At 43.4% G+C, this 13,407-nt stretch carries 8 protein-coding genes; 4 read left to right on the top strand and 4 right to left on the bottom strand.

Going from position 1 to position 13,407, the window contains the following annotated elements:
• Positions 1-25: 25 nt before the first annotated feature.
• On the bottom strand, positions 26-331 hold the full coding sequence (gene tnpA / locus LU351_RS19600) for an IS66 family insertion sequence element accessory protein TnpA (RefSeq protein WP_232595790.1): 306 nt from the start codon (positions 329-331) through the stop codon (positions 26-28).
• A gap of 15 nt (positions 332-346) precedes the next feature.
• Between tnpA and LU351_RS21090 the strand changes: the two genes are divergently transcribed.
• Positions 347-628 carry a YopT-type cysteine protease domain-containing protein gene (locus LU351_RS21090; protein WP_416053976.1) on the top strand — a complete coding sequence of 94 codons (282 nt, stop codon included), beginning with the start codon at positions 347-349 and terminating at the stop codon, positions 626-628.
• On the opposite strand, the gene LU351_RS19605 is transcribed toward LU351_RS21090, so the two are convergent.
• From LU351_RS19605 to LU351_RS19615, 3 genes are all read right to left on the bottom strand, one after another.
• Entirely contained in the window at positions 585-3,074 is a 2,490-nt protein-coding gene (locus LU351_RS19605) for a serine/threonine-protein kinase (protein ID WP_232595791.1), read from the bottom strand. The genes LU351_RS21090 and LU351_RS19605 overlap by 44 nt on opposite strands.
• Positions 3,064-3,633 (bottom strand): ECF-type sigma factor, encoded by a 570-nt coding sequence (locus LU351_RS19610; RefSeq protein WP_232595792.1) that lies wholly within the window; start codon positions 3,631-3,633, stop codon positions 3,064-3,066. The genes LU351_RS19605 and LU351_RS19610 overlap by 11 nt, the downstream gene beginning before the upstream one ends.
• A 503-nt stretch (positions 3,634-4,136) precedes the next feature.
• The gene (locus LU351_RS19615) at positions 4,137-5,303 is read right to left on the bottom strand and encodes a glutamine synthetase beta-grasp domain-containing protein (protein ID WP_232595793.1); all 1,167 of its coding nucleotides are present in this window, start codon (positions 5,301-5,303) and stop codon (positions 4,137-4,139) included.
• A gap of 311 nt (positions 5,304-5,614) precedes the next feature.
• Between LU351_RS19615 and LU351_RS19620 the strand changes: the two genes are divergently transcribed.
• The 3 genes from LU351_RS19620 (at position 5,615) to LU351_RS19630 (ending at position 13,192) form a co-directional block, all read left to right on the top strand.
• Entirely contained in the window at positions 5,615-7,393 is a 1,779-nt protein-coding gene (locus LU351_RS19620; protein ID WP_232595794.1) for a bifunctional AfsR/SARP family transcriptional regulator/alpha/beta hydrolase, read from the top strand.
• Positions 7,394-7,908: 515 nt separating this feature from the next.
• On the top strand, positions 7,909-12,663 hold the full coding sequence (locus tag LU351_RS19625) for an RHS repeat-associated core domain-containing protein (protein ID WP_232595795.1): 4,755 nt from the start codon (positions 7,909-7,911) through the stop codon (positions 12,661-12,663).
• Complete coding sequence (locus LU351_RS19630) at positions 12,656-13,192, top strand: hypothetical protein (protein ID WP_232595796.1); 537 nt, start codon at positions 12,656-12,658, stop codon at positions 13,190-13,192. The genes LU351_RS19625 and LU351_RS19630 overlap by 8 nt, the downstream gene beginning before the upstream one ends.
• Positions 13,193-13,407: the final 215 nt, after the last annotated feature.

Below are 13,407 nucleotides of genomic sequence, written 5' to 3' on the forward strand. Positions count from 1 at the left end.
ATCGGAGTAGAGTGAGTCCATTCAATCATGTCAGCGATTTCACTAGGGCAACGAGATTGGGTATGGACATGGCGGCTGGGCAATGAATTTTGCATTGGCCTATTTCTATGATGAGCTTGTCCAAGGGTTGAGGCTGTGTGGGTTCTTTATGGGGTTGTACAACCACGGTTGTAAAAGCTTGCTTTGCTTGAGCTTTCTTTCGTTCGGACAGTTTGATGCTGAAATATTTAGGGTTAACGTTGTGTTGCTTGCAGAATTCCACTTGGGTTAGATCAGATTTTTCAAATTCTGACAAGAGGTGAGGCCAGTTGTAACGGCGGTATTTTGGCATGGTAGTCTCCTTTGGGTGGAGACAGTAGGTTATTGGTTTGGAAGGTGGGGTTGTAGGAGGTTGTTGGTTTGGCGTTTACGGACAGTTTTACGGCAAAAATCTGCTCATGCAGTAGCTGCTTTTATTTCATGTGAAGGAGACGTTGAATATTTTGATCCGAACTTCGGACAATTTCGTTTTTCTAATATAGATGACTTTGATAGATTTTTTTCGGAATATTTCGGGAAAAGTTATATGAATATGACAACAACATTTAATAAGAGTTGGTCTGTTCGTATTTTAAAGCGTTTAATTTAAGGCTGTTTATTGCTTTTAGGGTTTCCTTTGTGAGTGCATGCTCTTCACCGTAGGCTCGAAGTCGAATAGAGAGGGCTTTTTCATAGCTCTCTTTTGCTTTATCTCGACTGTCCATGGCCGAGTAGAGATCGCCAAAGCTGTGGTAAGACTTGGCAAGGTCATGATGTTGATCACCATAAATTTCTTTACGTATGTCTAGGGAGAGCTGTAAGTGATGGTGAGCGCTATCAAAGTGATGTTTGCCAATTAAAGCATCACCCAAGCGATTATGGGTAACGGCAAGAAGATAGCGTTCTTTATTGTTGTTTTTTTCAAGAATGGCGAGTGATTTTTCGTGGTATTGTATTGCCTTATCAAAATTGTTCAGTGCCGTATGCACTTCCCCTAAATTATTGTAAGACGTTACTAATTTGATGTTATTTTCACCAAAAAGATTAGTGCGAATTTTGATGGATTCTTGGTAGTGCTCTTCCGCTTTTTGTAAATTGCCTTGCAAATGATAAGTGACGGCAATGGTGTTGTGAACAGAGCTTAGGGTTGTGTAATTTTCTTTAGGATTCTGTTTGGCTAAAATAAGCGCTTGTTCGTTATAGTATTGGGCTTGTTCATAGTTGCCTTCTGCTGTGTAAACTACACCCAGCTCCATATGGCTTTTGATAATCTCTCGGTGGTTCTGTTCAAAGTGTGCTTCTCGAATAGAGAGAGAATGAGATAAGAATTGTTTGCTTTCCTTGTATTTTCCTAATCGATTAGCAAGTATGCCCGCAGCAGAATAGGCATCGGCTTCATTTTTGGGGTCCTTCTCATCTAATTCTTGATAAATAGCAATGGCCTGATTGAGATAGTTATTTGCTTTTTTATTTTCCCCTCTTAATGTCAACAGTTCAGCGATATTGCTTAACGTGGTTGCCATCATTTCGTTAGGCGTACTTTCGATTGCCTTTTGAAGTTCAAATGAAGCGGTATACAATTCAATTGCTTTTTCCGGCAGTTGCAGTTTTTTATAGGCCTTGGCTAAAGTGGTCATTAGGGTGACTTTTACAGAAGGCTGATCATTAAATTGATTTTTAATAGAGTCTGCACCTCGGTCTAACACCTGTTTTACTGTTAATTCATCTCCGTAATTTTTTTCAGGGTGAGAGAATTTAAACAAACTCAGTAAAAAGTACTGGGTTTGTTTAAACTTCTCTCGCTCCAAAATGGCTTGGTCTCTTTCTTCGATAATACGCATTTGCTGAGTGATACCAATGAAAGTGGTGGCACAGGCAAATATCAATGAAATGGCAACTGTGGCTAAATTGCGTTGTAAAAAACGACGAGTTTGATACCAATAGCTGCGCTTCTGAGCGTGAACGGGTTTATTTTCTAAATATCTGCGAATGTCTTCTGATAGTTCTTTTACCGATGGGTAGCGGTAGTCAGCTTCTTTATGAATCGCTTTCATCACAATGGCGTCAAGGTCGCCTTTCAATTGCTTGATTAAGCGTCGTTTTTCATTGTCGTTATGGTTTTTATTATTGGCCACTCCATGACTTGGGCGTTTCAATGTAAGATTGCCGGTAATATGGGCCATCGAACTTTCTTTTGTGTCATAGGGAAGCTCACCGGTGATCAACTGATATAAAAGAATACCTAGGCTGTATTGATCACTCGCGACCGATAGTGGTTCTTGTTTTATCTGTTCAGGGCTCGCATATTGCGGCGTCATTGGAGCAAAAAATTGGGTTAATTGCGCTTGATTATCACTGTCATCCAGTAATTTGGCGATACCAAAATCCAGTAGTTTGGGCGATCCATCTTCTGTAACCAAAATATTGGAGGGTTTTAAATCACGATGAAGAATCAATTGTGAGTGTGCAGCAGAGACGGCATCGCAAACTTTTCGAAATAAAATCAAACGATCTTTTAATGATAATTTATGGTTGTTGCAGTAATCAGTAATGGATTCACCTTTAATATATTCCAGTACATAGTACGGACGTCCATCCTTCGCGTTACCACCATCAAGAAAACTGGCGATATTAGGGTGTCTGAGTTGCGATAAAATTCTGCGCTCGCGCTTCATGCGCTCAGCTAATTCATGAGTATGTCCCCAGCCTTTAATAATTTTGAGTGCGACAGGTTGGTGGTGTACATCATCGGTACGTACCGCTAAATGCACATCGGCTGCGCCACCACTGCCAATTTTTTCTTCGATTCGATAATTGCCAATTTGAGTACCTTGGGTGTCATATACGGGTTCTTGAGAGTTTGATTCTCCGTATGCCATTTCCATAAAGTCAGCATCATTGATGTCGTCGCCCAATAAAGTTAAACAATGTTTAAGTAATGTTGGGTTGTTTTTACAAACATTATGAAGAAATTCGAGTTGAGACGACCGAGTTAATTCGGCTGAATCTTCCAATAATGCATAGGCTTCTTTTTCCATTGTGGTGTTAGTTGACACAGCTCTCGTCCTCTTTCATTTTTTTTGCAAGAATTGATTTGGTGGTCTTCCATTTGCGGTTAACTGTGCTTTCGCTGATGTTTAACAGTGCGGCAATTTCGGTATTGTTAAATTCCCAGAATAATTTTAATTCAGCAACTCGGGCATTGGTTGGGTCAATTGACTCCAAGTATTCTAAAGTATTGCTTAACACTAATTTTTCAATTGTAGATTGGTCACCTGCGGTAAGTTCCAAAACTTCGCTGTCTACCTTTTGTCCGTAATCTCTTTTCTTCGCGGTTTTTTTCTCGTGCCGTGTATTCAATATTTGTTTTAGTTTTAGCGCGGCGATGGCAAAAAAGTGCTGTGAAGACGTGTATTTAATTTGCTGTTGTTGACGGAAATGTAAATATAATTCATTGACTAATTCCGGTGCTTGAATAGATGCGTTATTGCCGTAATAGCCTAATGCTTGTTTAGCTGAGGTATGTAATCGACTATAAGCAACGGTAATAAGATGATCCAATGCGTACTCATCGTCGTCTTTCCAGCGGGTAATAAGTTGAGTAATAGGTTCCATAAAGTGAGTCTTCCTCGATATTCTTTCTTAAAAAGAGATTGCTCAAAAATAAAGCAATATTTAGTTTTTTATTAAAAATAACCCGCATATTCAAGGTGATCAGCATTGGGTTAAACAGTCTATGTGACTTATGTTACTTTGTAACTGATGACTTACTCTTAATTACGATACCCGCTTGAAGAAAGTTGCAGTCTTTTTATAAAAAAATCAGTATTAGTTTTATTGGCACTTATTTCCTTCTATGTGTAATTAGAAACTGGCAAGGGCAAACTTTTAAGAATATCAAATCTGGGTAGTTATCTTGCATTCACCAATATAGTACTTTTTATAAACACTCTTATAAGCGCTTTTTTATAAGTCTTCTGTTATCAGTACCGCTTTATCAGTACGGTTTTGTAAGTATTTGTCTAACGTTATAAGCACCTTTTAATGTTTATTGAAGAGCCCCTGACTCTCTATTGGTACATAGATTGGTACATAGAGAGCCATAGAAGGCCATTTAATTAGCTCAGCTTAAGGATTGCATCCATCAGGGATTTCCCAATGATGTAGGGGTCGTTGCTTGGGTGCATGCGCCAGTCTTCCAAATAGCCATGGCCTTGTTGAATCACGCTATCGGGGATACGGATGCCGTTAGAGTGGTCGACGGTTAGGGTGCTCTCCTTTGCATAAGGTCCCTGGCTTATGAAGTTCATTTCAGTTCCCTCATTACGGCTGGGGAGAAGGGCATTAACTAACACCCTAAGGGCAGAAAGCCCGCAGCGTGGGTCACGTGTAAAGGCAGTAGAAAAATTCACCTTTAAGGGGGGGGCAGAATGCGTGACATCCAATAAAATCGTGACACCAAACTGTTCGCCGATACGATGGAGTAAGTATCGGGAGAGCCAGACATCATCTGTGCTGGCAAGAGGGTCGTCCTGTTCCCCGTTGCTGTGATTACCAATCTGGAACGCCCATTCACCAGGTGTCTTTTCGGCGTGTGTGCTATTGAGTAATACGCCTGCTCGAATGCAGGCGCTAGCATGAGCTTCGGCAATGTCTCTGCCGAAAACCCGTTGGTGGCCGACCCCACAATAAGAGGAGCTCTCATGGTGAGTTGGCTGCACCCTGTTTCTCCTGTCTGAGGAATCACGGTCTAATGCGTTGTTATCAGATAGATTGTTATCAGATAGATTGTTATCAGATAGATGGGTATCAGAAAGAAGGGTATATCTCTGTTGATACTCAAATTGGGGGGTAATTTCTTCGCCCGCTGTACGAATCGCGCTGTAAAGCCGGGCACGATGATTGGTATAGTGTGTATTGCCCGCCGAGTCTTGCACTTCGCAAAGAATGAGATAGCGATCGCCAAGGCCTTGGTCGTCATTATGAAATGGGTCTCGGTAGACCCGGATGGGTTTTAAAACGCACTCTGACTCTTCGTTGTGCGCTTGTTTTGTCGCTGAACCATCAAATCGCCATATTGGAAAGTCGGTGATCACAGGCTTGAGGGGAAGGTTGATCACTTTCGATTTGGAGCGCAGTTGTTGTATGGGTTGATGGCCGTCCAGCCATAAGTATTCTGCAAACGTTAAACGTTTTGTGGGTTGCTTGACTGCCGATTGATCATTTGCCGAAAGATTACTCTGTTTCTTTTCATGTTTTAACGGATCGTTCGTGATATATCCCATCTTTGCCTCTTTAACACTCGCTCAAAATCAATAAATCGATAACTTAATAACAGCATCAGGCGTCTTTTTAGACGAATATTTTTCTATGGAGTGGACAACTCAATCCGTTATCCACACGCAGCCTTGATAAAATCAAGCATAATGAGGCACCGTGTAAGCCACCGTTGAAATGGCCGTGGTATTTTAAAATTTGTACTATTTCTCTTTTTAAGGCTTATCACGGCGAGCATCAAAACTGGGCTTCAAAGCAATAGATAAAGCAGTAGATAAAGCAACAAATAATGAAATATCGTGAGGTGGAATAAAAAAGTATGGGTCTATCAATGAATCTTCTCGGGGAGCTTTCAATTTCTCGTGATGGCACGCCGTTGAATTTGCCGCCCTCAAAGAAGACTCGCGCTTTGTTGGGGTATTTGGTGCTAACGGCTCGCCCTCACCGCCGCGACCGCCTCTGTGAGATGTTTTGGGAGATCCCGGATGACCCGAGAGGCTCACTGCGGTGGTCGTTAAGTAAAATCCGTCCGTTAGTGAATGAGTTGGATAATGAACGTCTAGTGGCCGACCGTGAGCGGGCTTCACTAACCACAGAAGGCATTGAGATAGATGTGCACCGTATTTCGCAGGCGTTGGATGATAAGACGACTTCCGCCTCTAACTTAAAATGGTGCCATCAGCAACTGAAAGAGCCATTATTAGACGGCACCGAATTACCGAACCAACATATTTATCAGCAATGGTTAACCGCTGAGCGTGCGGAAATGGATCGCCTACGCGGAAAACTACTGTCAAGATTGGCCTCACACCCAGATATTGACCCGTTAGAACAACTGCAATGGGCCGAAGCTTGGGAAACGTTAGAGCCTTACACACCCGCTGCGGCGACATGTTTGTTATCGCGTTTGTCTGCACTGGGTCAGTTGCAAGAGTTGGAGCAATGCCAAGCGAAGCTGGTGAAGCGTTTTCGTAATGCAGGTATATCTTGGTCATCCGATGCTTATAAGTCATCCGATGTAAAAAAAGAGTCGTCTCACGCACCCCCCCCTTTCGTTGCCAGTAAGGTAGCGAACACCAGTGAAACCAGCTCAAATAGCGATCAAATTCTAACGGCAGAAAATATAAGAGAAGAGAGCACGAATCAGGAGAGCTCAAACCAGGAAAGCACAAATCAAGAGAGGAGCACAGCAGCGACGTCTATTGCCTATGATACCGATGCTCAAAAAACGAGAAGGCGTCAGAGGGAATTGCTGGCGCGTCAAAAGATTCAATTTTGCACCGCAGAAGACGGAGTCCGAATTGCCTATGCCACCATTGGCGAAGGTACTCCCATTGTGAAAGCGGCCAATTGGCTCAGTCATTTAGAGCACGATTGGGACTCCCCCATTTGGAGCCCCCTGTTTCGAGAGTTAGCCACCGATCATCAGTTTATTCGTTACGATGAGCGAGGGAATGGTTTATCCGATTGGGAAGTCGACACCATTTCTTTTGAGTCGTTTGTGACGGATTTAGAAACGGTTGTTGATGCCAGTGGCGTTGATCGCTTTGCATTACTGGGTATTTCCCAAGGGGCGGCGGTCTCTATTGAATACGCCATTCGATACCCTGAGCGAGTGAGCCATTTAATTTTATTTGGCGGGTACGCAGCCGGTTGGCGAATTGGAGCCAGTGAGGCGACCATAAAAGAGCGCGAAGCCGTTATGACACTCACCTCCACTGGCTGGGGACAAGATAATCCAGCGTATCGACAAATTTTTTCATCCACGTTTATGCCCAGTGCCAACGCGCAAGAGCTGGCATGGTTTAATGAATTTCAACGATTAACCACCTCCCCCGAAAATGCCGTACGTTTTTTATCGGTGTTTGGTGATATTGATGTACGTCATCAATTATCGAAAGTGCAGGTGCCGACCCTAGTGATTCATTCGATGGGGGATTTACGTATTCCAGTGGCGACCGGGCGTGACATCGCGGCCACCATCCCTAACGCCGAATTTGTTGGATTAGACAGCGATGGTCATTTGCTGCTGGGCCGTGAGCCTGCCTCAGACTTATTCGTGGAAACCGTTCGAGAATTTTTATCTCGAACGGATTAAGGAAAAATTTCGGGGTAGTTTTAAAAAATAATTCCCTTTCTGTATTAGCAGTTAGGGGGATTAATTTAGAAATACTTTTTATACAGAGATTGTTGTAAAAATGCTTTTATATAGAGATTATAGGAGGGTGAGTGAATTGTTGGTCATAAAAGAAATCTTCAGATTTCTTTACATAACTTATCAAAATGGTTTCTTTTTAGTCTACGTACTTTAACTTGACCACTTTGCAACCACCTTGGCGTGAATAGCCATGTTGCTTCTAAACTTCTCTTTCTTTTTAGTTTAAAAAATAGTCAACCAAGAAAATACCCGCCCCCTGTTCTCAAATGAATTAATTGCTGGAAAAATCCATGGCGCTCAGTGCCTTTTCTTGATTGATCTTATCGATCTTTTTGTGTACAAAGCCACCCCTGATTAAATGTACATTCACAATACCAGCCTTAGCATACTCTTCGTTTATGCTCAACTTGATGGGTGGGAAAGGTTTATTACGGATAGCGTAGGGTTTTCTTTTTATGAAACGAATTTTTTTATTTTTCTCGATGATAATGTTCATCGGGTTATCTGGGTATGTGGTTGCGGATACCAATCGGATAGAACCGATTGAGCTCTACTATCTTATCGGCGACAACACACGCCAGCTGAGTATTGATGAACTGATTTCTCATCAAAATGCGTACAGGCAAAAACGATATGATGGATGCGTAGAATTCCAAACACAACTTAAGGGCCCTAATGGCGATTGGAATTGCGACTGGGAGAGTATAGAAAACTATACTCCCTTAGAAAATTCGCTTACTCTCAATGAAAAAGCCTCGGAATATAGCGCAACAGGTCAACGCAAAATTATAAATAATATAGACGATGATTTAGAGTATGAGCTAGGCCCCCTCAGAATCGCTTTTCTAAATACTTGTCCAGACGGTTATGGACTGCATAGAGAAGATCATGATGATGGTAGTCGTTCAGAATGGTGCGAACGCCAAGAGTACCAATCATGCCGAATGGGTAACCCTATTGATGTAGCCTCCGGCGATAAATACGAATTTGAAACAGATTATCAATCAAAAACAGGTCTATTAAATTTACATCGTTCTTATCAAAACCAACATCAAGGGTGGAGTTTTAAAACGGAACCTCGTTTAGTCTTAAGTCGTTTTGCCAATGAATCGGATGCGCTTTCCTATTGCACAATCTATGAAACGATTGAGTATGACTTAACTACGTCTGAACCAAATGACACTATCACCGTTCCTAAAACCATCTGCCGTTCCTATTATTTAGGGGAGTCGATTTACGTTTGGTTAAATGGGAAATTTATTAACTTCCAAAAACAAGGAAATAATTATAAGCCACAAGGTGGCCATAATGGGCGTTTAGAAGTTAAACCCATTAGTATTGATGCTGAACCGAATGCCGCATGGCTACTTACTCATCGTAACGGCAATCGTACCTATTTCGATGAAAAAGGCTTTCCGTTAGCAACCTATGAATTAAATGGTGGCTTCGTAAGATACGAATACGAAGATGGTTTATTAAAACAAAAAACCGATCACACAGGGCGCTCGCTAGTTTACCATTACAACCAACATCGCCAATTAAGACAAGTCCAACTACCCACCGGGGGTTTTATTCATTACCGTTACATTGGAGAAGAGGAAGGTGCGATTAATTATAGTTTAATCGATACCGTAACATGGCCAGATGGAAAATCGATTCGTTATACCTACAATGAAGTTGACTTTGGTGGCGACCCCAGCAATACGGATCGGGCTCGTTACCTTACGGGTAAATTTGATTCTTTCGGTAATCGTATTGGCACTTATCACTACAACTCTTCGAATAGTCGAGCCATCTCCACCGAGGGATTTAATGGTGCAAATAAAATTTCTATTTCTGGTTTAACCAATACATCTAGAAGTTACACCATTCAGAACAGCTTAGGGCTTTCTGAGGCTTGGTATTTTGGTCGTGCTTTAGAAGATGGGACTCGTCGTTTAACAGAAAAAAATGTTCCGACCACCGACGCCAGTGCCGAAAACCGCCGCGCCCAAACTCGCTACACCTACGACACCGAAGGCCGCATCACAAAAAAAACCGATGCTAACGGCAATATTTCAGAATACGCGTATCACTCCATTCATGGCTTTGAACAAACTCGCGTTGAGGGGTTACCCCCACGTAGCCGAGGCACGTTTTTAGGCCGTGTCACTTTACCCGCAGGTGCCGTAAAAACCACCACCCAATGGGATTTGAATTTATTAAAACCCACTGCCGTGGCCGCACCGGGGGTGATGACCACTTACGTTTACAACGGCCAGCCAGACCCCTTTAACAATAATGATATCGCCTCATGCAGCCCCGCCCCATTTGGGGATGAAGTCTTACCGTTATTGTGCCGTGAGGTACAACAAGCAACACAAGACCTAAATGGCGAAAATGCCTTCGATGCCGAACTCGACCCAGCCACTGCCGCACGCGAATGGGTATTTACTTATGATGCCTTGGGTAACCCGTTAACCCGCACACGCACTTTTGATAACGCCACCACCACTTACATTTATTACGACACCGCCAGCGCGACTCATAAGGCGGGAGATTTACAACAAATGCGCAACGCCCTTGGGCACACGGTGGACTACCTGGAATACGATGCCCACGGCAACGTGACATTGCTGCAAGATGAAAACGGCATTCAACATCGTTTTATGTACGATGCGGTGCAGCGTTTAACGCATGTGATAACGGCCGTCGATACCGAGCTTGAAAACACCACTGAATATCAATACGACCTCAACGGTAATTTAATTACTGCGATTCAACCCAGCGGCGCCATCATTCATTACGAATACGACCCCAACCGTCGTTTAACGGCGATGGCCGATGGCGACGGCAATCGCATCGAATTAACGTTGGATACCGAAGGCAATATTCTTGAACAAACCATTCAAGATCACTCTGGCACTTTGCATTATCGTCACACCCAAGTGTTCGATGGGCTAAGCCGTTTAATGACCGCGACGGGCAACCACGGCCAGAGTACCGATATTCGTTATGATGGCAATAATAACCCCATTGAAAATACCAACGCCAAAGCGCATACCACAGCCCAAGCGTTTGATGCCTTAAATCGCCTTCAAAAAACCACCGACGCCGACGGCGGTGAAATTACGTATTCTTACGACGCGCAAGATCGCATCACCAGCGTGACCGATCAGCGTGGTTTAAAAACCGAATACCGCTACAACGGCTTTGGCGATTTAATTGAATTAATCAGCCCCGATACCGGCACCACGGTTTTTGAGTACGACAACGCCGGCAATCAAATCGCAGAAACCAACGCCAATGGCATTCGCACCGAATATCGTTACGATGCGCTAAATCGTTTAACCGATATTCTTTACCCCAGTGATACCAGCCAAAATATTACCTACCGTTACGACACCCAGAGTGAACGCAATTTTGGTATTGGGCAGCTTACGCACATTACCGATGCGTCTGGCACCACTCAATACACGTACGATCACCTAGGCGGCGTGGCAACAAAAAATGTGGTGGCCGATGGCAACCGTTACGGCATCAGTTACCGCTATAACGATGCTGGGCAGTTGGCGTTAATGCGTTATCACAGTGGCCGGTTGGTGTATTTTTATTACGACAACCAAGGACGTGTTAATCGCATACAAACACGCCCCAACGGTGGCAATACTCAAAATCTCATTACCCACATTGCCTACCAACCTTTCGGCCCCGTAAACCATTTCGAATACGGTAACGGCTTAACCAAAACCCTCAATTACGATTTGGATTACCGTTTAGAAAACTTGACCATCGAAGGCAACGCCACGACGTTGGCGCGGAATTACGTGTATGACCTCACCAACAATATCACCGGCATTACCGATGCTGATGGTGAACACAATGAAGTTTTCGATTACGACCGATTAGATCGGCTCAGCTCCGCCGAAGGCAATCTCTACGGCACACAAATTTTTGATTACGATGGTGTCGGCAATCGCATCGAATTAACACACACTCACAACGACAATATTCGAAGCGAACGTTACACCTACGCCGACAACGCCAATCAATTAAAAACCATCGAAATTGATAATAACGGCGAATTAACAGCAAGAAGCTTCGAGCACGATGCCAACGGCAACACAATCGAAGACACGCAAAACGGCACACCGCTCACCATCGAGTACGGCGCCAACAACCGCCCAACAGAATTTTCCAAAGGCAACAATACCCAAATCGTTACCCACAATGCCATGGGCCAGCGAGTCAAATGGGACACCAATGGCGAAGCTAATTATCATCACTACGATGAAAACGGCCAGCTTATCGCCATCACCGATGCCGCTGGTCAAACCCTGCGGGAGTACATTTATTTTGGCGCCGAATTAATCGCACTGGCCACCTACGAAAACAATGGCGCCGAAAACCTCTACTACATCCACACCAACCACCTCGGCACCCCCCAGCGGATTACTAATGCTGATCAACGTGTGGTATGGTCGGCGGAGTATGAGCCGTTTGGTGCGATCGTTGTGGAAAGTGATGAAGTGGATGTTGATTTTAAACTTCGCTTTCCGGGGCAATATGAAGATGAAATTACTGGCCTGAATTACAACTGGCATCGGGATTATGATGCGAGCATTGGCCGTTATGTCCAAAGTGATCCGCTGGGTTTATATGATGGGCCGAATACTTATTCTTATGTTGGTGGAAATCCGATTAATTATTATGACCCATATGGACTATGGGCAATAGGTGATCCATTGCCTCAAGGGCTAGTTGATTTTTCCGCTGGTTTTGGAGACACGCTTGGAGCTGGTTATATCCGCGATGCGTTAGGTATTGGTGGTGTTAATAAATGTTCGTTAGCTTACCTAGGTGGAGGTTTAGCAGGAGCATCTATGGGGCCAGTAGGACGAGTAGGTTATGTTGTTAGGGTCTCATCAATCCCTGCAAGAGCCGCCGCAAGAGGTGGAAATTTATCTAGACAGATTAATCGTGCTTCACGATATAGAAAGAGAACCAAAGAGTACTATCGAGGCGGTAACTCAACTCCTACTTGGCGAGAATTTTTAAGAGCGCGAGACAAAGCTGCTGATGCTCGTCGTCCACCTAAAAGTCCAGAGCAACAATTGGCAGGTGCAGGACGTACAAATAAGCGATATAACCAAGGATTTGCTGCACTTGGCGCTGCTGGTATAGGTGCTGCGGTGTATCGATATCAAGAAGGCTGTGGCTGCAATGAATAATTTAATTCTCTACAGATTGTCTTATTTTTTACCTCAAGGAAATCTCTGTCGATACTTTTCGTTAGATTTACAGGGAAAAAATTTTTTACCCATTCAAGATTCAAATTTGACAAAGAATATAAAAGTCAAACAAAGTGATGGTGAATGGAGCCGTTTATGGGAAGTTGATTATGACGGCTATTATTGTGTTGAAAAATCATTATTCTCTGAGCAAATAGAGTTTGCGATTTATACCTTAGAAGATGAAGATTACTTTTATTTTGAAGGTAAGTCTTATTGTCTAGAATCGATAGAGCTCTTTTATGAAAAGGGTTTCTTATTGGATAATTTTAGCATTCACTTTAATAAAAAAGTTTTAAAAACCTTTAAGTACCTTAAGCCATTTTGGAGAGACTTCAATAAAGATCCGCTAATGGACAGCGAGGATATATATCCTTTACGTTATGTAAAATACTTTATTGATGAAAGAAAATGGAAAAGGGAAAAGATTTATCGTGAAAAAGAGAATGGGCCGTTGTTAGCGAGTTGATAAAAATCTTACAAAACGGACACACCGCCACTGCGCCGCATTGCGGCTCCGGGCAGCGCTGCACTTCGTTGCGCACTGCATAGTAGAAAATGCTGCTCTGTCCTATGTCATGCCGCTTGCATTTTCGCAGCGGCATTTTTATTGGCACCGTCATCACTTCCCCTTTTAGCCGCTAAAAAACCATCGCAGTGGGCAAGCGCCACGCCATACTCCAT

It is taken from the genome of Marinibactrum halimedae (genome assembly GCF_021234875.1).
GTDB classification, from domain to species: domain Bacteria; phylum Pseudomonadota; class Gammaproteobacteria; order Pseudomonadales; family Cellvibrionaceae; genus Marinibactrum; species Marinibactrum halimedae.

Excerpts from the sequence above, each read along its gene's own strand:
- LU351_RS19630 (WP_232595796.1), top strand. The coding sequence starts at position 12,656 with ATGAATAATTTAATTCTCTACAGATTGTCTTATTTTTTACCTCAAGGA.
- LU351_RS19620 (WP_232595794.1), top strand. The coding sequence starts at position 5,615 with ATGGGTCTATCAATGAATCTTCTCGGGGAGCTTTCAATTTCTCGTGAT.
- tnpA (WP_232595790.1), bottom strand. The coding sequence starts at position 331 with ATGCCAAAATACCGCCGTTACAACTGGCCTCACCTCTTGTCAGAATTT.
- LU351_RS19615 (WP_232595793.1), bottom strand. The coding sequence starts at position 5,303 with ATGGGATATATCACGAACGATCCGTTAAAACATGAAAAGAAACAGAGT.
- LU351_RS19610 (WP_232595792.1), bottom strand. The coding sequence starts at position 3,633 with ATGGAACCTATTACTCAACTTATTACCCGCTGGAAAGACGACGATGAG.
- LU351_RS19625 (WP_232595795.1), top strand. The coding sequence starts at position 7,909 with ATGAAACGAATTTTTTTATTTTTCTCGATGATAATGTTCATCGGGTTA.